This window comes from Saccharicrinis aurantiacus (assembly GCF_001660705.2).
In the GTDB taxonomy this organism is placed as follows: domain Bacteria; phylum Bacteroidota; class Bacteroidia; order Bacteroidales; family Marinilabiliaceae; genus Saccharicrinis; species Saccharicrinis aurantiacus.
This window is the reverse complement of the sequence record NZ_LYBV02000030.1, coordinates 245,607-268,381: the sequence shown is the minus strand read 5'-3', so window position 1 is coordinate 268,381 and position 22,775 is coordinate 245,607. Positions and strand designations below refer to the sequence as shown.

Annotated in this window: 10 protein-coding genes; 3 read left to right on the top strand and 7 right to left on the bottom strand. The window is 34.7% G+C overall.

Annotated elements, in window-relative coordinates:
* Nucleotides 1–17: 17 nt before the first annotated feature.
* The 3 genes from A8B35_RS13885 to A8B35_RS13875 all read right to left on the bottom strand — a co-directional run bounded on the left by A8B35_RS13885 (nucleotide 18) and on the right by A8B35_RS13875 (nucleotide 12,641).
* On the bottom strand, nucleotides 18–10,508 hold the full coding sequence (locus tag A8B35_RS13885) for a T9SS type B sorting domain-containing protein (RefSeq protein WP_068473669.1): 10,491 nt from the start codon (nucleotides 10,506–10,508) through the stop codon (nucleotides 18–20).
* An 823-nt stretch (nucleotides 10,509–11,331) separates the two neighbouring features.
* Nucleotides 11,332–11,523, bottom strand: a complete 192-nt coding sequence (locus A8B35_RS13880) for a sporulation protein Cse60 (protein WP_068473666.1) — start codon at nucleotides 11,521–11,523, stop codon at nucleotides 11,332–11,334.
* A gap of 92 nt (nucleotides 11,524–11,615) precedes the next feature.
* Entirely contained in the window at nucleotides 11,616–12,641 is a 1,026-nt protein-coding gene (locus tag A8B35_RS13875) for a tetratricopeptide repeat protein (RefSeq protein ID WP_068473664.1), read from the bottom strand.
* Nucleotides 12,642–12,774: 133 nt separating this feature from the next.
* Between A8B35_RS13875 and A8B35_RS13870 the strand changes: the two genes are divergently transcribed.
* Nucleotides 12,775–14,430 carry a dipeptidase gene (locus A8B35_RS13870; RefSeq protein WP_068473661.1) on the top strand — a complete coding sequence of 552 codons (1,656 nt, stop codon included), beginning with the start codon at nucleotides 12,775–12,777 and terminating at the stop codon, nucleotides 14,428–14,430.
* Nucleotides 14,431–14,553: 123 nt separating this feature from the next.
* Here A8B35_RS13870 and ppk2 read toward each other — a convergent pair whose 3' ends face one another.
* Complete coding sequence (gene ppk2, locus A8B35_RS13865) at nucleotides 14,554–15,420, bottom strand: polyphosphate kinase 2 (RefSeq protein ID WP_222844158.1); 867 nt, start codon at nucleotides 15,418–15,420, stop codon at nucleotides 14,554–14,556.
* A gap of 244 nt (nucleotides 15,421–15,664) precedes the next feature.
* Between ppk2 and A8B35_RS13860 the strand changes: the two genes are divergently transcribed.
* Nucleotides 15,665–16,270: an ankyrin repeat domain-containing protein gene (locus A8B35_RS13860; protein ID WP_171973212.1), complete on the top strand. Its 606-nt coding sequence runs from the start codon at nucleotides 15,665–15,667 to the stop codon at nucleotides 16,268–16,270.
* Between the two features lie 149 nt (nucleotides 16,271–16,419).
* On the opposite strand, the gene A8B35_RS13855 is transcribed toward A8B35_RS13860, so the two are convergent.
* From A8B35_RS13855 to A8B35_RS13845, 3 genes are all read right to left on the bottom strand, one after another.
* Nucleotides 16,420–18,444, bottom strand: coding sequence for a DEAD/DEAH box helicase (locus tag A8B35_RS13855; RefSeq protein ID WP_068473655.1), 2,025 nt, complete (start codon nucleotides 18,442–18,444; stop codon nucleotides 16,420–16,422).
* 9 nt (nucleotides 18,445–18,453) lie between these two features.
* Complete coding sequence (locus A8B35_RS13850) at nucleotides 18,454–20,541, bottom strand: tetratricopeptide repeat protein (protein WP_068473653.1); 2,088 nt, start codon at nucleotides 20,539–20,541, stop codon at nucleotides 18,454–18,456.
* Between the two features lie 168 nt (nucleotides 20,542–20,709).
* Nucleotides 20,710–21,681, bottom strand: a complete 972-nt coding sequence (locus tag A8B35_RS13845) for a metallophosphoesterase (protein WP_245820791.1) — start codon at nucleotides 21,679–21,681, stop codon at nucleotides 20,710–20,712.
* 318 nt (nucleotides 21,682–21,999) lie between these two features.
* Between A8B35_RS13845 and A8B35_RS13840 the strand changes: the two genes are divergently transcribed.
* Nucleotides 22,000–22,746: a glycosyltransferase family 2 protein gene (locus A8B35_RS13840; RefSeq protein WP_068473650.1), complete on the top strand. Its 747-nt coding sequence runs from the start codon at nucleotides 22,000–22,002 to the stop codon at nucleotides 22,744–22,746.
* Nucleotides 22,747–22,775 lie beyond the last annotated feature (29 nt).

The following is a 22,775-nucleotide window of genomic DNA, read 5'->3' as shown; positions in this document are numbered from 1 at the left end:
TGAAATGTTAGGTATGCTTATCTTCTTAATTCAATGTAACCATTAAACTTATCCTCTATAATATCGCCATCACCAAGATTAACACTCACTGTGAAAATATAGAAATATGTGCCATTAGGGCAATCTTGGCCTAGAGATACCATGTTTGACTCAGTAGATTTTCCATCCCACCAATTATCACCATCACCATAATAATCCTCTTTAGAGCGATATACCATCGATCCCCATCTATTAAAGACCTCAAGTGTTGATTTTATAGCTCCACTACCGTAATATAAATCTAAACCTGTAATTTTGAATAAATCATTTATACCATCTCCATTAGGTGAAAAGGCATTTGGTAATAAAAAGGACTGTTTATCATCGAAATATTTGTTACCGATATAAATATAAACAGAGGCAGTGTCAAGACGGTAAGAATAATTCTTGTTGATATTTTTTGCCACATACTTTACAGTATCTCTACCAAAAAACTCTGGTGTTTTGACTAAAATAATTTCTCCTGTAGTTGAATTGATTTTATAATCGCCTACTCTATTTCGTTTTATTGATTCAACTTCAGTTGTATCTCCATTTTCATCAATATCTAACAAGAAGAAATTAATATTCAAAGAATCAGGATGTACACCTATTGCTGTATCTCTAATACAAGAATCCAGTGGTAAGACAAATATGTCATTTATTGCTACATTAACCGTATCCTGATTATAGCCTTTCTTAAAGTTCAATTGGTCATCATAAGTTATTAATGGTGAATCGTAGATAGAAACAAAATCGTTTATCCAACCTGAACAACCTTTGTCAGTCTCTGCAAATACATAGTATTTACCTGAGGTATCAACAGGTTTATCAAAAACTATAGATTCACCTGTAACACCGTTCATTTCACCAACAACGTCATTCATCTCGAAGCTAAGTTGATAAGTTACGCTCGATTGACTATTGTCCATTCCTATTTTAGAATTAATAAAGCCTTGCTTAGAGCCTTCAGTACCTTCAATAAATAATTCGTAATTCAGTTCTGGTCTTGGGTTTTCTACAACTATAATGTCATATTCATGATCACCAGCATCAGTAACATGTGAAAGCTGAACTTCACAAGCACCACCTTCACGATAAGCAAATACATTATACGTACCTGCTGGGTATCCGCCTAAATCGGTGCTGCCTTCAGTAGGAAGATATACGATAGTAGGATCATTTATGTCTATAACCTGATAATAAATACTATCTCGTCCATTAGTTAAACTAATTGGTAAACCTAAATCTTCATCATTCTCACAGTATCCATTCTTATCGTATAGCACAGTATCTAAAAGAACCTGAGAATACTGTTCAACATTCACTGAACCATTCATATTTGATGTACAGTTACTTATTTCATTCTTTGCAACAATAGTATACAACCCAACTTGGTGAATAAGGGTATCAATAGCATTAGGTGCAGCACTTGAATTTAAAGTACCTACATAATTCACCTTATCCCTAAATAAATAATAATCTGTATCTACCTCTGTACTATCAAGGGTAATAAGAGCTCCTTTATTTTCTAAATCACATGTGATGCCGCTACCCGACATTGGGAAAGCGATTGGAAGATCTGCAACCTCAAGTTTTAGAACGTCTGACACAGGAGCACTACATGTATCTGTAGCACTAATTACCTTAAAGCCTTCTACGTAATAATTATCTGCTTGAAATGCTAAATAATCGAAATCGATTTTTTCACCAGTTCCTTGCTCAGTAGCTAATGTATCATTACTACTATTAAATAATAAATACGTAACACCAGGCTGTGAGCTTTCTAAATAAAACTCACCAGGCTCACCTTTACATAAAGGCGTGTCTCCCTTTAATTCAAACTTTTCAATACCTCCACTAACATTTACAGAATTAATTGATAACTCAGAGCAAAGCGTAATATTATTAACCCCTCTGGCCCAATAATCACGGTTATTATCACTGATTGAATTAAATTCTAGTAAACCATCATTACCTTGTTCTGTATAATAACTAGGGTCACCATTTGGCCCAACAACATCAACATATTTGCTACCATCAAAATAAACCAATTGATATGTAATATCAGAATCAGAGCTATTAACACCTATTGTTACTTCATTACAGTCAGAACTATTACCAAGTGATGTAATCTCAAAATAAGGTTTATCTGATTGTATTACTGATACGGTATCACTAAACTCTCGATAAGAACATAGTTGATTCATACCCCTATTTTTAGCCCCACGAACAAGGTATTCTCCAGCTTCGGATATTGTGAAATATACTTGACTTTGACTATCACGTTCTTCGTAAATTATGTCACTATTACCTAACGAAATTAACTCATAAAAAACATCGTCTTCAGCACCATTAAGTACCATAGCATAAGCATCAGACCCACATAAGAATCCGGTGGTTTCATAAAATATATCGCTGGGTTGTTCAAGCATCTCTACTTCGATGGTGTTATCCATATCACGCGTACATGCCTCTCCTCCATAACTTGCAACAACAGAGTATTCTCCGAGATCTGAATACTCTCCAAACCATAGTATCTGAATACTATTTAGGCCTATGGTATCCTTTATGGCAGTTCCATTATGCAATAATTGATAAACCACGTTGGCTTGTTGACCATTGATACCCAACATAACAGCACTACCCCCATCACAGAATTTACCTGATGTAGGATCATCGTTATTTGAAATTAGTTGATAACTATTTACTTCTGAACCTGCTTCAAGTAGAAGTTGATTATTCATTAGTAATCTACAATCATCATTAGTTATAGCCTCTACATAATAGTTTCCTAGGGCATTATAATATCCAAATGTTAATTGATTACCATCACCCACTATAGTATCTCCAGTTGAGCTACTATTATTAAATAATACATACTTTACAACAGAATCACTGCCGCTCAAGCTGATTTGAACACTATCATCAGTACATAAAACAGCATAAGTAGAATCAATACCATTTTCAAAATATAAGTCATAGGCAACTTCAGAACTATCTGTATTCATAATATAGTTACCATTCATTACCGATCGACATCCGAATGTAGTATCTATAGCCTCAACAATATAAGTTCCTAAAAGATTAAAGGTTCCAAATTTAATTGTATCATTAATGCCCAACTCTTGAGCTTGACTTGTACCATTAACTAGTAGCTCATAGTTAATACCTAATTGACTTGAATCAACACCAAATTCAATATAGTTTGCACATCCGGTAGTATCACCAGTTGGGAACATATTATAGACATCCGGTAAGGGCCTCTCTGTTACAACCACATCATTTTGCATTTTAATCTCTGCACTAGAAAAAATATCATAGTAGGCATACACAGAGTATGTATCATCTCCCTTAATATTATTCCAGATAATAGGATTAATGCCATCGTACTTTAGTGCAGAAATAGAATTTCCTAAACTATTACGTAATTCATAAGTAACATCAAACTGACTATCTGCCGGTTGTAGATAAATATCTACGCCATCTTCACCAATACAGTAGTTACCTTCTTCTGGATAAACATTAATACTTGTAATGGCATCTAATACAGTAATCGCTATAGAAGAATCATTAATACACCCGCTCGAATTAATATATCCAGCAACCGTAACAGTACTATCTCCTATTAAGCTACGTACAAAAATATTTGAAACATTTGGTCCTTGCTCGCTATCTCCATTAACAAAGAATTCGTACTCATCTGCACCTCCTGCAGTAAATGTAAGTTTTTCACCTGCTATAATTGTATCATTAGGACTTACACTTAAAGTGACTTCAGGTTTATCAAAGACAGTCATTACAATAGTATCACTATGTGTCTCACAATTACCATTTGAACCAATAACATAAATACTATCACCATCTTCAAGTGTAGAAGATTTATATAGTGTAGAAGTAGAAACAACTACATTATTCAGATAATAAGTAACTTGACTTGCGCCTGTTGCCTCAAAATGCACTTCAGTACCTTCGCAAATAATAGAATTATCGACTAATAAATCTATAATTGGTACAGGATTCACGGTCATAGTAATAGTATCGGAATAGAATAAACATCCAACAGTATCACCAATTACATAAAACTGATCACGATCAGATACAGATGATGGCTTGAATGTACTTGTGCTACTTGGAACACCATTACTCACTCCATTTTGGAAAAATTGATAAAGTTCAGTTCCAGAAGCAGTAAACAATACTGCATCATTTTCACAAATAATCGTATCTGGGTCAACTGATAAGCCTAAATTGGGAACTATCAAATTAGAAGTAATTCGATTATTCATATCAACAGTACAAGTACCATTACTTCCTGTTACATAATACTGACCATGTCCATAAGTGTCATACGAAATTTCACTAAACTCAAGTGATCCTCCTATACTTACAGTATCCTGAACGAAAGAAGTACTAGTACCAACACCATCAATAAACCATAAGGTGTAGGTTATTCCTGCTTCAGAATCCGACAAACTAAGTTTCAAGATATCAGTAGGTTTACATACGCTTCCATTATTATCACTCTCTAATAAATCATATTGAGTGATGGTAGATGTAGTTGTTATCGTAAGCGTATCACTATTTGCAGATAGACATCCATTTACATTTGTGCCGTATACATAATATCTACCACTATTATAAACAGTATCAATATCGATATCGCTCCCATCACCTATGACAGTTTTACCTAACATATCAACAAAATTATTCGAGCTAGTTTCATAGGCAAGTTGATAAACAACATCTAATTCACTTGCTGTAACTGTAATAATTTCACCACCACAACCAGTTGGTACAGCAGCACTACTAATTGTTGGTTTAGCCGGAAGGCCTATCTCTGAAATATTATAAGGTCCGCCACTTATTAATACAGAATCACAATCCGTTAAATTATTTTTAGCATAAACTTCATAATCACCAGCATCCTTTATATAGAATTCAATAGAATCAACACTTGAAGAAATTGGCAACCAATCAGTGTAAACATTACCTGTATTTGTCTCAACCAATGAATAGACAACATTAGTTTCAGGAGTTTGAACTACTAACCTTGCACTATCACCAAAACAGAAAAATCCTTGGTCAAGTTTTACAGTTACATCAATTGGATCTGGGCTAATAAACACATCAATAGTATCTAACATAGTTAAAGAGCACCCAAGGTTCTGAACTGATGCCCGAACACTATAGTCTCCTTCTACATCAATAGGACCATCAAATTCAATAACAGAACCAGTACCGACTTGGTTATCAACCACATCAACACCATCCCTAAGTAAGTCATAACTAATATCTACCTCACTATTATCAAGTGATAAGGTAACACCAGCGCTACTCTTACAAAATTCGCCTGATGAATTATCTAAAACATTATCTGTAACTAACTTATATTGTATAGGTTGTGCTACTTCAATAACTTCAATAACATTATTCATTTGCAATTCACAACCATTATCAGGTTGGGAGAATACAGCATATACCCCAGGGACATCTATAATATTAAATGAGATTTCACCATCTCCACCTGATATTATTTTAACTGGATCAGTATCACCTTCCCTTTTTAATACATATGTTGTATCAGAACTTGCAGAATTAGTAAGTATCAGTTCTACTCCTGAATTACCAACACAAAAACGACCATCTAAAGGATTAGATGAATCAGCAGGATCCTTTACTTCCAAATCAAAAATACGATGAGTGTCATCAGCTTTGATTTCTAATTGACCATCCATTACTTGTGGGCATGAACCTTTATCCGTTTCTGCTAAAATAGTGTATACACCTAACGATGTATTTGCATAAAATATTATTGGTTTATCATCTTCTCCTTGGAATGATCTTCCCGTAGAAAATCCATTAAGCATAAGAGTGTAGGTAACACCATTTTCAGAATCAGGAATAGAAATATTTGTTCCTCCAGAACTACAAGTATTAATTACTCCTATAGGGTCCATCTCAAAAGTTTTAGGAAGAGTAATTTCTGTAACAACAACAGGAACATTTTTCATTTCAACGTACGTATCTGGTAGACTTGCATAATATGCCAATACGGTATATCTTCCCTCTTTAATATCTTGCCATTCAATAGCCTCTTTTCCTGTATATTCTAATGGTGCACCAACAATTACACTATTATCCACAGACTCAACAAGTTCGTAGGTTATTCCAACTTGTGGATCATCTACATAAATACTAATTCCACTTTCACCCTCACAATAATTTTCACTTGTAGCAATAATATCTTTGAGTTCAATACCTTCAAGAACGCTAATTGTTAGCTGTTCCGAATTAGAACAACCTTCTAAATCTGTAACTTCTACACTAACAATATCTCCGTCAATTAAAGTAGATATAATATATATATTATTGGCACCTGCTTGAACCGATGAACCATTAACAAAAAATTCATATACATCTCCACCTCCTGCAGTAAATACCACTTCAGTTCCAGAAACTATAGCGCCTGAAGGTGAGGAACTTAGACTAGCTGTTGGTAATGGATTTACTATTACAGAAACACTATTACTGGTTCCTACACAAGTGCCATCGCTCCCAACAACATATACATCGTCCCCATCACTAGCACCACTTAACACAAAGGTATCCTGATTACTAGGCCCTTGTACCGAAAGTTCATTAACGAAAAATTCATACTGAGTTGCTCCGCTAGCTGCAAAGTTAATTGATTCTCCTTGGCATATTTCCGCAGGGTCAGGACTAAGTATCACTACAGGCACAGGAGAAACGCTCATTACAATTCCTGCATGAGTATCTTCACAACCATTTCCATCAATCACTTTAACTGTAACAACATCTCCATTATTTAATGTATTTGTACTAAAGGTACTCTGAGCAGAAGGACCTTGTACTGTCATCCCATTAACCATAAACTCATAGCTCACTCCACCTGTAGCGGTAAATACTACTAGTGTATTTTCACAAATTGTAGTACCTAAGTCTGAGCTTAAACCAGCAGTCGTCTCATTTACTGTTACTGTAGTTGAAGTTTCATCTTCACAACCATTTCCATCTGTCCCTATTACTTTTACTACCTGTCCATCGGTTAACAAACTAGAAGTAAAAGTTGCTGTTGTAGATGATGCTCCTTGAGAAACATCATCAACAAAAAATTCATAATTCACTGCACCTTCTGCTGTAAATGTAACAGATCTTCCAGAACAAAATTCATCATTTGTTTGATCACTTGTTAAAGTAACTAATGGGAGTTGATTTATTGTAAAATCAATAATCGTAGATTGTGATGAACAACTACCATTATCAGCCACAACAGCTAATTGCCCACCCTGAGTAAAACCATCAGCTTTTGTATATTCTTCTGAAGCACTTGTATATAATACAGTTGGCCCATTACCATCATCATAATAAAAAGTATAACTATTGTAACCAGCAGGTGAACTCATTATTGTAACAGGGGTATTAGCACAAAATGAATCTCCATCAGCAGGATTAACAATTGAAACAGAAGGTAAAGCCAATGCAACCATATCTGCTTCTTCTGTATCCTCACAACCATTAGTTAAATCAACAACTTTAACGGATATTTTAGTATCGCTTATTATAGTATATTTAAAAATAGGATTTGAAGATACCCCTTGAGAAGTACCATCCACAAAAAACTCATACGAATTATTACCACTTCCTCCGGTTGCACTTGCATTAAAAGTAACTTCAGTACCACTACATACACTTGTTCCTGGAGGGCTTGGGTTTGTAATATTAAGTACTGCTGTTATTTGATTTACCGTAACCGTAATTGAATTCTCTCCTTCACAACCATTTACATCTGTACCAATCACTTTCACTACCTGTCCATCGGTTAACAAACTAGAAGTAAAAGTTGCTGTTGTAGATGCTGCTCCTTGAGAAACATCATCAACAAAGAATTCATACGTTATGGCATTACTTGCTGTAAAAGTTACATTCTCATTTGCACAAAATACATTACCTTTATCACTAACTAAACCAATCACTGGCAAAGGATTTACATTAATTGTTAGCGTATTACTTGTTTCATCACAAGACCCTTCACTTCCGACTACGTAAAATTCATCTCCACTATTTAGACTGGCTACAGTAGTATATGTAGCTTGTGTACTTGACCCTTGAACAATAGAGCCATTCTTATAAAAAGTATAAGTTGTAGCTCCACTAGCCGTTAGTGTTATAGGTGTATTCTCACAAGGAGTTAAATTATTAGCAATTAAGCTTATAGTAGGCTCGGGCAAAACAGTCATAGTTATACCTGCATGCGTATCTTCACAGCTATTAGCATCAATTACTTTGACAGTGACAACATCTCCATTATTTAATGTATTTATACTAAAGGTACTCTGAGCAGAAGGACCTTGTACGGTCATCCCATTAACCATAAACTCATAGCTCACTCCACCTGTAGCGGTAAATACTACTAGTGTATTTTCACAAATTGTAGTACCTAAGTCTGAGCTTAAACCAGCAGTCGTCTCATTTACTGTTACAGTAATTGAAGTTTCACCTTCACAACCATTTCCATCTGTCCCGATTACTTTTACTACCTGTCCATCGGTTAACAAACTAGAAGTAAAAGTTGCTGTTGTAGATGCTGCTCCTTGAGAAACATCATCAACAAAGAATTCATACGTTATGGCATTACTTGCTGTAAAAGTTACATTCTCATTTGCACAAAATACATTACCCTTGTCACTAACTAAACTAATCACGGGCAAAGGATTTACATTAATTGTTAGCGTATTACTTGTTCCATCACAAGACCCATCATTTCCGACTACATAAAATTCATCTCCACTATTTAGACTGGCTACAGTAGTATATGTAGCTTGTGTACTTGACCCTTGAGCAATAGAACCATTTTTATAAAAGGTATAAGTTGTAGCTCCACTAGCTGTTAGGGTAATAGGTGTATTCTCACAAGGAGTTAAATCATCAGCAATTAGGTTTATGGTAGGCTCGGGTAAAACAGTCATAGTTATACCAGAATGCGTATCTTCACAGCCATTAGTATCAATTACTTTGACAGTGACAACATCTCCATCATTTAATGTATTTATACTAAAGGTACTCTGAGCAGAAGGACCTTGTACTGTCATCCCATTAACCATAAACTCATAGCTTACTCCACCTGTAGCAGTAAATACTACTAGTGTATTTACACAAATACTCGTCCCTTTATCAGATGTTAGACCTGCAGTAGCTTCTGTTGTAGTTATATCTAACTCTCCAAGAACAGGAGAAGTACAAGCATCTAAATTCTCATATACAACTTGTAATTTGCCTACTCCTAAAGTGATCCAGGTACCAGTAATAGTATTGGTATTAGTAGCACTCGTAGGAACAAATTCTGCTGGGTAAGTCCACACATAATTTGACATCCCTGACTCTGTGGTATAAGTAACTGACGAATTCAGACAAACTGTTTGATCTCCTGTAATAGTTGGAACAGGAATTGAACGAACAACAGCAGTTGTAGTGGCACTACTTTGACAAGTTGTATTTGTATTTGTTACTTCAACGGTATAATCACCCCCACTGGCGGCACTTGTTGGATTTATAACAGGAGCTTGCTCAGTACTTGTAAAACCGTTAGGCCCCGTCCAAGCATAAGTATACTCTGTCCCAATAGGTGTAGCAGTGAGTATTAATGGATCACCTTCACAGGTTGGACCATCGTTCGATGCGGTTGCCTGTATTGGAGTATTAACAGTTACTGTAACTGTATTATTCATAATAGAACTACAACTTACATCAGATCCATTTGTAACTTCAACATAGTAATCAGTAGTAGTAATCGGTGAAACGGTAAATGTAAAAGCGCTTCCACTACCATTCCTTTCTACATCAATATTGTTATTATCCCCATCTTTAAGTTGGTAGTTCATTCCTATCTCAGAACCAGAAAGTAAAAGATCCGCAGATTCACCCGAACATATAGTAATATCCGATGTCAAATCATAAATCGTAGGGGTTTGATAAACAATAGTATAATCAACTCCTCCTCGTTTCCACAAGCCTGAATCATAAAGTTGAAATTCAAAATAAATTTTAGCACCAAAGTATTTAGTGTCTTTTATTGCACTTAAGTCAAATCGAAGAATCGCATCCTTACCTTCACCTACAATCTCAGACCACTCATCAGTTTTGTCTTCAACATCTCCTACAAATGTTTTAATAGTCCATACAACCTCATTTGCTCCCGTCCAATCATCTGGAACAATCTCAATTATTCCTTCATCAGAACAATACTTTTCACTTATTGAAGGTATTGTACCATCCACACCATTAAGCTCAACCGATGAACTTGTACTTTTTAAGGATGAAGAACTAAGAGACTTTTCTCGTTTCGAGTAATATTTCTCTATTTTTTTCTCTGACCATTCCTCGCTACTCTGAGCAATTGTATTACTAAACCCAATAATTATAAATGCACTAAACAATGCAATTCGTAAAAACTGGAAGTTATTTTTCATACTATTAAGATATTGATACATATAATCTTAGTCTAGTTAAATAATTCTGATAAGGTTGTTATCCTCTAATGCAACATTAAAATTCAACACCCTGATAACAATTATGATAATTGAGTTTTAAATTAACTACCACAACTGCACGTATTTTGTACGCTAAAATACACAAATTGTTACAAGGATTATCAATTTTACATAAAAAAAACAAACTGAAATAAAAATATTTTCATATACGTAAGATTATACCCCTTGAAAGTTAATATCCTTCATCTAAATACTAGCCTGGCTTATAAATAATCAATATAAACAACCTCTTTATACATTAAGTTAATATTTTAACACACATCAATTAAAATGCCATATACAAGCAACACTAACACTATAATTAGCTAAAATTAAAAGCTGTAAAATTTAAGAATTGTAAAATTAAATTACACCACATTTATTATTAAATGAGAACCATACAAGGCCTATTCAATTATAGCATAACGTTGGTTAGGTATATCCATTATGATAACTGATATTAGCTCAGTATAATTTAATAAATTATCATTTATTAATAATACAGCATATGACAATGATTCAAGTATTAATAAAAGTAAAATAATCAATCAGGATTTGAGTATGATTAATATCCCCAACATTAACATAACAAGCTATTTAAAGATTTAAAAAGCAAGCTAAATATTAAAAGTGAGCAATGGGTGTATTAGAAATAAGAGTTAAATTCATTATCATTATAGTTTAATGAAAAAAACACTGATTAAAAGCATAAAAAAAGCCAGTTCAAAAAAAACTGGCTTCATATATTTAAAAATTATTTATGCTAATCTACATAGACTACTAAAGCAGAATAATTATTCACCCCCTGCGAAGAGTGTGCCTGATATTTAATATCAATTAATCGTTCTCCAGTAATTTCTGCCTCCACAAGAAAAGCATTGATTTGCTCATCAATAGCCACATCAAAATCATCAACTCCCGTATACTGAAAATGCTTTGTTTTTGTTCTCTCCATAGTCAAAATGTTTTTTGTATTACTACTTAATAACCCCGGCTAATTTAGTGATAACAACGATTTATACAAATAATTATTCGAGATTAATTTACTTACTGCAACTCCATCCACTCAGTAAATTTCTTAAAAGTTTGGTAATTAGAAGACATCCATAGTAAAACGTCATCTTTATATTTACAATCGCTAATAAAGTAAGAGTAGGCAGCGCTATAATGGTTTCTATTTATCTTGGCAAAAAGATCAACATAAAACTCCCAATAAAATCCATAATTAACTTCGGGCGTATTTCCTAAACTTGAAAATAAATAGTTGGTATTTTCTGCAAAACGGATTAAAGTAAGGTTTTTAATACCACCCACCTCATTAATTACAGTATCTCTATTAATTTCATATTCCTTTAACAAGTGCTCCTGCTCCGCAAAGTCGCCTAAATTAACGCCAGCAGTGTATAATTTCGACTCACGCTGCGCCTTAACTCTAACACCTTGATTCCAAAGGTTATTTAAAAAATCATAAACACCCTCACTTCTTTCAGAATCCTGCTCAACCAATAAGTAATAATATAATGGAAGCATAGCTTTAATACGCTCTCCTTTATCGTATTCAATATAGGCCATTAATAAATGCCCACTTCCATAGGTGGGATTTATCTTAAACAAATGAATCAACTGTTCTTGGGCCTCTTCATACTTCTTCTCTCTGTATAAACTATTGGCTAAATGATAACACAATAAATAATTATCAGGATAGGCTTCAATGGCCTCTTTATATGTTTTTTGGGCGCGCTTTCTTCTTAATTGTTTATCCCACGAATTTCCGTGTATGATATAACATTCTTCCGCAAAATCGCTCCCCTTTTTATTGGCTATTACTTTTCCACTATAAAGAGCAGCATTGGTATAATCGCCATGCGCTAAATAAGAAAGTGCCAATTCGCACATAATTTCCTCCGACTTTTTATCGAACTTATGTGCCTGTTTAAACCATTTAACTGATTTTTCAAAATTACCCGCATCGTAGGCCTCCCTACCCTTTTTCACAATTGTTTCTAAATCGCTATTCTGAGCACTTACAAAAAAAGAAAAAACACTAAATACACATATATATATAAACCTCATACCTTTAAAATATCTTTTACCTGTGATTAAGGCGCTAAAGGAAATAATTTATTTTCACACAATAAATTATAGGAAGTTAAAATATCCTTTATTTTTGCACTTCAATCAATAAAAATTTAAACACAATATTGTTATGAGCAAATTACTTAAAGTATTCTCATTAGGCCTTTTAATGCTTTCCCCACAGCTTAGCGAGGCGTGTACTAACTTTTTGGTTACCAAAGGTGCTTCTGCAGATGGGTCAACCATTATAAGTTACGCAGCAGATTCACATGACCTTTTCGGAGAACTATATTACTGGCCCGGACAAATATGGGAAGATGATGCAATGCTTAAAATATACGAATGGGATACGGGTAAATTTTTAGGCGAAATTAAACAAGCCAAAGAAACCTATACTGTTATTGGTAATATGAACGAACACCAAGTTACCATTGCCGAAACTACTTTTGGTGGTAGAAAAGAATTATCCGATTCTACAGGAATAATGGATTATGGTAGCTTAATATATATTGCTCTGCAGCGTTCTAAATCTGCTAAAGAAGCTATAAAAGTAATGACAGATTTAGTAGAAGAATATGGTTATTACAGTTCAGGTGAATCTTTTTCTATAGGTGATAAAGATGAGCTTTGGATAATGGAAATGATAGGAAAAGGCGCTGGCAACAAAGGTGCCGTTTGGGTAGCACAACGAATTCCGGATGGAATGGTTTCAGGACATGCCAACCAAGCTCGCATCACAAATTTTCCTTTTAAGGATACTGAGAACTGCCTATATTCAAAAGATGTAATTTCATTTGCAAAAAAACAGGGTTACTTTGAAGGAAAAGATAAAGACTTCAGTTTTGCCGATGCATATGCACCTTTAGATTTTGGTGCGCTTCGTTTTTGCGAAGCTCGCGTATGGGCAGGTTTCCGTATAATGAATCCTGAGATGGATAAATACGAATCCTTTATTAAAGGTGAATCTTCAGAAAGAATGCCTTTATGGATGAAACCAGCCAATAAAGTATCGTACCGAGACATACAAAACATTATGAGAGACCATTTTGAGGGTACTTCATTGGATATGTCAAAAGATACTGGTGCAGGACCATTTAAAGCGCCATACCGTTTTAGACCATTGACATGGGAGGTAGACGGACAAGAGTATTTTAACGAAAGAGCCATCGCAACTCAGCAAACCGGATTTTCGTTTGTGGCACAAATGCGCAGCTGGCTACCTGATGCTATTGGCGGAATTTTATGGTTTGGTGTGGATGATGCTGCAACCACTGTATACGTACCAATGTACTGTGGTATTAATGCTATTCCTACAGAATTTGAAGTGGGTAATGGATCATTGCTTGATTTCAGTTGGGAGTCAGCCTTTTGGGTTTTCAATTGGGTATCGAACCAAGCCTACGGACGTTACAACTTAATGATTGAAGATATAGAAAAGGTACAATTGGCTTTAGAAAATAAGTTCGAAAACTTTACCTCAGCAACTGATATTGCTGCAAAATCGCTTTATGAAGTAAACCCTGATCTGGCCAAAGATTATTTAACTGAGTACTCTTTAAATCAGTCGAGCATTACAGTCAAAGAGTGGAAACACTTGGGCGAGTTTTTAATGGTAAAATTCCTTGATGGCAACTTGCATCCTGAGGAGAATGGAGTATTCTTAAAGAACGCTCATGGAAATCCTGCTCATGCTAAATTCCCAGGTTATAGCAAAGACTATTATAAAAGAGTTGCTGACGAAACTGGCGACCATCTTAAAATGAAAAAAATCCCAAGTGAAAAGTAATCTGTAAAAATAAATAAAGAAGGGTGAAGAATGAAGTGATAAGCGTGATACAATGGGTATTTAATCCCCATTTTGATCACCAAGCACCACTACAATCTTCACCCTTTTACATTAACCTAATCTTTAAAACAATTCAGGCACAAAAGTTTGATCACTCAACGGAGGACGAATATAGCCCACATCCTCTTTACGAACTGGCAACGTTAATTTTTCATACTCCACCTCTCCGTAAGGTATTACCGAGAGTAAGTGATTGATACAATTCAAACGTGCTTGTTTTTTCTTGTCGCCATTTACTACATACCACGGCGATTGTTTGGTATCTGTGTAGCGCAACATGTTATCTTTTGCTTTACTATACTCTACCCACTTATCAATGGATGCAATATCCATGGGGCTTAGTTTCCATCGTTTCGTAGGGTCATCAATTCTATCCTGAAAGCGTTTTTCCTGAACCTCATCAGAAACCGAAAACCAATATTTAATTAACAGAATTCCTGATCGTATAAGCATGCGCTCAAATTCAGGGCAAGTTCTCATAAACTCATCGTATTCTTCGTCATTACAAAATCCCATAACACGCTCCACTCCAGCTCTATTGTACCAACTTCTATCAAATATCACCATTTCTCCAGCAGCGGGTAAATGGGGTACATAGCGTTGAAAGTACCATTGTGTTTTTTCTCTTTCAGTAGGTACTCCCAAAGCGACTACCTTACAGATTCGTGGATTAAGGCATTCTGTAATTCGCTTTATTACGCCGCCTTTACCAGCAGCATCTCTACCTTCGAAAATAACCACAACTTTTAGCTTCTCTTTCTTAATCCACTCTTGCAGTTTTACCAACTCTAGTTCCAAACGCTCCAGTTCTTGCAGATAATCTTTATTACGTAATTCTCCTTTTTTATCATTAGCCATAAACGATACTATTAAATTATTCACTCTTAATTTATTAAAAAAGAATAACTCCTCCCAATTTTTACCCTTCATGCGTTTTTCAGAAAGCCTACACTTAACCTAATTTACTCCAAAATTACCATGAATTAAGATATCGTAATCATGAACCACACGGTATCATACTTTCTACAGAGAATTAGGGCATAATGGATGTGGTTAAACCTCCACACCACCTAACCGAGGTACTTCGAACTGGGGCTCGACAATAAAAAAAAGAACATTTCCCTGAGTTTGAAAAGATTTTTAAATACTTTAGCAATTCACAAAATTAATGAATATGAATTTCGTAAGAACAAGCCTTCTTTTATTAGCTGCAATAACAATAAGCAGCTGTAATAATTCAAAGAAAACCACTAAAGAAAAACCTCAAGAAGTTGAGCAAAAAGTAGTAGCTAGTGAAAGCTTCAACTTAGATTATATATTTGAAGCCGCTCTGAATGGTAACATACAAGTAGTTACCAATGCTTTAAATAAAGGTTTTGATGCGAATACAGTAGGAGAAGAGAAAAGAACAGCCCTAATGCTTGCTGCTTTTAATGGCCATACTGAAATTGTTAAGGCTTTAATTGAAAAAGGAGCGACAGTTGATGCCAGAGATGCTACTGATCGTACACCGTTAATGTTTGCTTGTACAGGTCCGTTTGCCCCAACAGTAAAGGTTCTACTAGAAGCGGGTGCTCAAGTAAACTTAACCGACAACCACGAAAATTGGACTCCATTTATGTTTGCAGCTGGCGAAGGACAAATGGAAATATTAAAAATATTACTTGATGCGGGAGCAGATGTAAATATGCTTGATGTTGATGGAGAGTCATCATACGACTTTGCTATATCTAAAGGACATACAGAAGTAGCAGGCTATATAAAAACATTAATGAAATAGAGTAATTTCACTCTAAAACATAAAATGCCAGACACATACATCTATATTATGTTTGGCATTTTTATTTCCTCTAATTATAGATAATAACAACTCCGAGTAATTTTCAATAACTTGATAGCACCATAGAAGAAAGAATTATCATTAGCAGTTTATGCATTATCCTCAAAACCCAAGTTTCCAGCCATATTTCTATAATGTTCAGCTTCATCCTTCTCACCAATTTTTTCGCACACTTGCGATAGGTAATAATAGGATTCAGCATGATCTTCTTTGTAATTAATTGCCTTTTTCAAGTCATTATAAGCTCCATTATAATTACGCGATAAAATACGAGTTCTACCTCTGTTATAATAAACTTTAAAGGTTCGTGGTTTTAATTTACGAGCTAAAGAATAATCGGCTTCTGCACCATCATAATCCTTTAACTCCACTTTTATTCCTGCGCGCTTAAAAATGGCATCAAAAAATTCAGGATTGAGCAGAACAGCCTTATTTAAATTTGCGATAGCGGCAGTTTTATCCCCTGCTTTTACAATACACTCATTGGCCATTAAAAAGTACTCACGAGCAAACTCTGCTAGTTGATTATTGCGTTTACGCTCTCTTTTTTCCAGCGTTGCAATCTTTATTTTTAACTTACGAATTACCCCTAACTGAAGACCAATAAAACGCACTACCGAAGGACTCTTTAAGTCGTTTCGCTTTGTAATTGCAGCAGCAAATTGTTCAACACTAAAGCGAAAGTTGTATTTCTTAAAAGCTTTTAGGGCACTTTTATATAAATCATCAGCTTGAGCCGAGTCTAAACTCTCTTTAATCTGTAATTTATTATTTGACTTTCGAGAAAAATCAACACACTCTCTACGCACAATAACATCGCGTGGCGAGATATTTGATTTCATAACGATACCATCCAATGAGCGACAACGACTTAGTGCCACATAAAGCTGACCGCCAGCAAATGCACCTCCTGAGAAATCAATCATCACCTTATCAAAGGTTAAACCCTGACTTTTATGAACCGTAATAGCCCAAGCTAGCTTCAAGGGATATTGCATATACGAACCTAATTCTTCTTCAATAATTCTATTGTTCTTTTCGTCGTATTTATATCTAACGTTTCGCCAAACCTCTTTCTCAACAAGGTAGGTTTGATCATTCTCTAGGCGCACTGAAATGCCTTCTTCGTTAATCTCATCAATCCTACCCAGGCTACCATTATACCACCTACGATCACGCCCTTCATTATGTATGTCGTTTTTAATAAACATCACTTGGGCATTTTCTTTAAGTACTAATGTGCGAGGTGTTGGCAATGCTGATTCTGGAAACTCACCCGTTACGGTACCTTCAAACAACAATTCTTCCTCTTGTAATTCGGCTAACTTATTTTCGTTGATATAATCAACCGTATTTCTGCGAGTGGCCAAGGTGATGAATAGCTCATCTACGGGAACCTTAAAGTTAGGATTATACCTTCCGTTTATGGTAGCCACATCTGCCTGTCTCACTTGATTTACCCTAACTCGATCTAACAAATTTACAAACTCGGGATTATTTTGACGGTACACTTTCTTTAGTTCAATCTGCACCATAGGCAAATTACGAAATACACGAGCTGAGAAAAAGAAAGGTGTTTGATAAAACCTACGCAATATATTCCACTCATCGCGAGGTACAACTGGTTCAAGCTGAAAAACATCGCCAACCATTAACAGCTGCTTACCCCCAAATGGCACTTGCTTATTGCCCGAATATATACGAAGAACCCGATCTATAAAGTCAAGGATATCAACACGTAACATGGATACCTCATCTATTATTAAGAGTTCAAGTTCTTTGATTAATTTTTGATGGGCTTTTCTATATTTTAAGAAATCGTAGATACGACCATCCTTTGTACTTAAATCAGGATCATCAGGTAAAATTGGCCTGAATGGAATCTTAAAAAAAGAGTGAATAGTTTGACCTCCTGCATTAATAGCAGCAATACCTGTAGGCGCAAGTACCACTGTGCGTTTATTGGTAATGCTACAAATGTATTTTAAAAAGGTAGACTTACCTGTACCAGCCTTACCCGTTAAAAAAACAGACCTATTGGTATATTGCACTAATTTTAGTGCATCCTGAAACTCGGCATTATCAGTATCAATGTTCTCAAACCAACTACTCATATATTATTACTACTCCTCCTCTTCAATGGGAACATCTTTTTTAGCTCCGTATCGTTTGATTACATTGTATGCCTTGTACAAGCCTAATTCACCCGCTTTACTTAAATCTAGCGTACCTCCATCGTCATCCTTAAGGAATATTTTTGTTAATCCTCTATTGAAATACGCTTCTGCAAAGAATGGATTGATTTCTAAGGCCTTATCAAAACTTTTAAGAGCACCTTCATAATCTTTTCTGATGCATTTTAATATTCCCAAATTATAATAGGCAAATTCAAATTGCGGTGCCTTTTCTATAACCACTAATAAATCACGCTCTATTAAATCGTAATCAATTGTTTGTTGTGTTACTTGTGGTGTATTGCTTACGCCAGGTTTAGATAGACTATTACCCAGTAAATTATCGGGCATATCATCTTCATTAAACGACTGCATTACCTCAACCATCTTAAATCGAGTATAAGCTCTATTGAAATATGGGAAATGACCTACTTCAGCATTATTCTTAATTATATTATTATAATCGGCTAAAGCGCTACTATAATTCAACACAACACCATATAGAATACCTCTGATAAACTTCAGACTATATGGGTCATTATTTGTTTTAATTTCAGCAGTAATATCTTCTATAGTCTTGAAATATTCAAGTGATTTTTCGCCGTCTGTTTCCACTTCTCTATTAGAGAATATTAAAGGACGACCAAACTTTTTACGCATATTAAACTGAGTAACCTCAGGCTTAAAGTAACGCGTTCTGTTAACTAATGAATCCACAGAGAAGAAAGTTAAACCAAACATAGGCTCCATATCTATTACGATATTTCTATTTTGAATTTTTCCTCTGATGTTATCAACCTCATCCGACTCAGCCTCATCTAAACCAAAGTCATCTAGCACGGCAATTTTATCGTAGTTATTAATATCTTCATCCTTCTCACTTCTGGTTTTCTTAGGTTTAGCTTTTCCCTTTTTAGGTTCATCACCCTCTTTATCGGCTTTATTTCGCTTATCAATTTCAAGCTTTGCCGCCATATTATAATCTTTCTGCGCTAAATCATTCTTACCAAGCTTTTGATATGCCTGACTACGCGCCATGTAGGCATTTGCGTAATCAGGATAAGCATCAATAATTAAGCTTAAATCAGAAGCTGCTTCGTTCAACTCGCCAACTTGCAAGTATAGTAACGACCTATTAAACAAGGTTAATAAATCGTTTGGATTAATAGCTAACACTCTCGAGAAGTCATCAATAGCATTATTAATATCACCAATTTCAACACGCAAAATTCCTCTGTTACTATATCCCATTGGATTGCGAGGTTCCAACTCAACAAAACGATTAAAATCTTCCAACGTTCCTCTTAAGTTATCTGTTTGATAACGAATAGCACCACGTAACATGTAATACATGGCTTGCTTATAGTCAAGATTAATTGCTTCATTTATTCGTTCTAAAGCCAAGTCAAAGTTATTTAGCTCATAATAAATTGCTGCACTAAATTTATGGGCATCTGCTACCAATGGATTCACCAATATGGCTTCTTCCATATCATTAATGGCTCCTAATGTATCTTTTTGATTTAAACGGCTTATTGAACGGTTTATATAAGCTCCATATTGTGTGTTATCACGATTAATTACATCGGTAAAATCACTCTCCCCATCGGCATAACGCTTCATGGTCATATTAACTAAACCTCGATTAAAATAAATACCTATGGAGTTTGGATCAATTTCTAAGCCCTTTTTGTAATCGGCTAATGCCTCTTTATAATCACCTAATCGATTATTTATATCTCCTCTGAACCTAAAAAACTCTGAGTGAAAAGGATTGATATCAATCGCTTCGGTCATATCTAATTTAGCGCCATTAAAATCATCTAACGAGTATTTGGCATAAGCTCTAAAATAATATGGATCTGCTAAATAGGGCTTTACGCGAATTACTTTGTTAAAATAGGAAATAGCAAGAACATAGTCTTCGTAAGAAAGGGCACTTCTACCCATAATTAATACTCGATCAGTATTAATTTGAGAAAATATATTTAAACTAAAATACACTGCCATAAACAGTGTAAGAATAACTTTACGCATATAAACTAGGTTTCTAATATTACGTCAAAGATAATATTAATTTGATGGCTTTAAAGTTTAAAATAAAAGTTGTGCACAGGGCATAAACAATACAATATACAGCCTGTAATCATTATTTTACTCCTTTATCCAATACAAGAAGAACAACCCAAATTTGACGAAATAGTTTTAGTTTTCTTTCAGATTAACAAATACAAAATGTTCAGGGTTTATCTCAGTTTCGCCATTCCATTTATAAGCAGCCAAGGTTCCCTTAGATGCAATACAGGCATCGATACAGCAAATATTTTTGGTTGCAATCATATTCTCTTTACCCATACAGTAATGGCCTATGAATAATAAGGGCCTTGAGTTATCGTAAACCTCAAATGGAAATAATAATTGCTTCGGTACTGTATAGTCAGGTAATTTAAACTTGTTACCATAACTCAACTCATAAAAAGTTTTATCAGCTGGCTCTTCCCAATATTTAATCCTAAAATTAGTCCGTCTAATATTATTTGAATCCTTTATTACTAGGTCTGCAGGTAATTTCATTTCCAACCCTTTACTAACTCCATTTACAGCTGCGGTAAACGGATGATCAGGATCAGACAATAAACCCAGCATCGTTTTAGATAACTTCCCTCCTTTTCGGTGATCATCTATCAATTGAAGATATTCTGAATTCCAATAGGCGTGCACCACTCTAAACTTAACAAAGTCGAGGTAGAAAGGTAGCTTTCGTAACCAACGCAAATACTCTTTCAATGCATTTGGCTCTCCTTTAAATTCGTTTTTGATAGCTTCAAGGTATTTTCTACCCGACTCACTCGGCTTTTTAAAGGGCTTCCCGGTTTCAGGATTTTTAGTAAGATAAAGTATCAAGTTAAGTTCATGATTTCCCAATACAGCATGAGCAAATCCTCCTTCAACCATTCCTTTAACAATAGACAGAACCCCTCGCGAGCTTGGACCACGATCAACAAAATCGCCAACAAATACTGCCTTTCTATAATCGTGCTGCCAAACACCATATATTTTATGATAGCCTAATTTTAATAATAGTTCTTCTAATTCGTTAGCGTAACCGTGGATATCTCCAATAACATCATAGAAGCATTTTTCTTTAATTATCCTTTTATAATCAGTTTTTTCCAATTTAGCTGTCAATAAAATTAAACATCATACGGAGGCAAAAATATAAAAACTTTCAAATACACTGTGCATTTTTATACATGATAAGCGCATTTAACATTTATTTAAACTCCAACCATTAGTTAAAGACAAGGCTTATAATTAAATCGCTATTCTAAAAAGGGGATGAACAATATTTGAACATTAAACAATGCTTTGTTAAACACATTAAATAGTACATTTGCCGATAAATATATCGATACTACACAAAATACAATAATTCTTTAATCATTTTTTAGCAAGAGCGAAACCTTTATTGAATAAGGTAAGTAACAAAGAATAATGAAAGTTTCAATAATAACGGCCACATATAACGCAGCGAAAACACTTCAATCAACCATTGATTCCATTGCTGAACAATCGTACAGAAATATTGAATATATAGTAGTTGATGGAGATTCGAAGGATAACACTAAGCAAATTATTGCCGATAACAAACAGTATATAAGCCAGCATATTTCTGAACCTGATAAAGGCATTTATGATGCCTTAAACAAAGGACTAAATAAAGCCACAGGTGATATAATTGGATTTCTGCATGCTGATGATATCTTTAAATCGGAAGACACCATACAAGCAATTGTTTCTCTTTTTGAAAACACAAAATCGGATGGTGTATATGGCGATTTAGAATATGTTGCTACCGATAATACCAATAAAGTAATTCGATATTGGAAAAGTAAAGCATTTAAGTACAAAATGCTAAAAGCAGGATGGATGCCCGCCCACCCTACTCTATTTTTAAGAAAAGAAGTTTACAAAACGTATGGGAATTTTGATACGCGTTTTAAGATAGCTGCAGATTATGATTTTATTTTACGCGTTTTTAAAAACAAAACCCTTAACTTTTCGTATTTACCAAATGTTATAACAAAAATGCGACTGGGTGGAGCTAGTAATAAAAACCTTACGAATATTATAACCAAATCAAAAGAAGATATTCAGGCTTTAAGGAATAATAAGATTGGAGGGTTTCATACCATAATTTGGAAAAACCTATCTAAGCTTCCTCAATTTATAAAACGTTAAAATATTAGGCTATTTAATACCCTATTTTA

What these genes read in the sequence shown, in the direction of transcription:
- A8B35_RS13870 (WP_068473661.1), top strand. Translation starts at nt 12,775, where the DNA reads ATGAGCAAATTACTTAAAGTATTCTCATTAGGCCTTTTAATGCTTTCC.
- A8B35_RS13850 (WP_068473653.1), bottom strand. Translation starts at nt 20,541, where the DNA reads ATGCGTAAAGTTATTCTTACACTGTTTATGGCAGTGTATTTTAGTTTA.
- A8B35_RS13840 (WP_068473650.1), top strand. Translation starts at nt 22,000, where the DNA reads ATGAAAGTTTCAATAATAACGGCCACATATAACGCAGCGAAAACACTT.
- A8B35_RS13875 (WP_068473664.1), bottom strand. Translation starts at nt 12,641, where the DNA reads ATGAGGTTTATATATATATGTGTATTTAGTGTTTTTTCTTTTTTTGTA.
- A8B35_RS13855 (WP_068473655.1), bottom strand. Translation starts at nt 18,444, where the DNA reads ATGAGTAGTTGGTTTGAGAACATTGATACTGATAATGCCGAGTTTCAG.
- A8B35_RS13880 (WP_068473666.1), bottom strand. Translation starts at nt 11,523, where the DNA reads ATGGAGAGAACAAAAACAAAGCATTTTCAGTATACGGGAGTTGATGAT.
- A8B35_RS13860 (WP_171973212.1), top strand. Translation starts at nt 15,665, where the DNA reads ATGAATTTCGTAAGAACAAGCCTTCTTTTATTAGCTGCAATAACAATA.
- ppk2 (WP_222844158.1), bottom strand. Translation starts at nt 15,420, where the DNA reads ATGAAGGGTAAAAATTGGGAGGAGTTATTCTTTTTTAATAAATTAAGA.
- A8B35_RS13885 (WP_068473669.1), bottom strand. Translation starts at nt 10,508, where the DNA reads ATGAAAAATAACTTCCAGTTTTTACGAATTGCATTGTTTAGTGCATTT.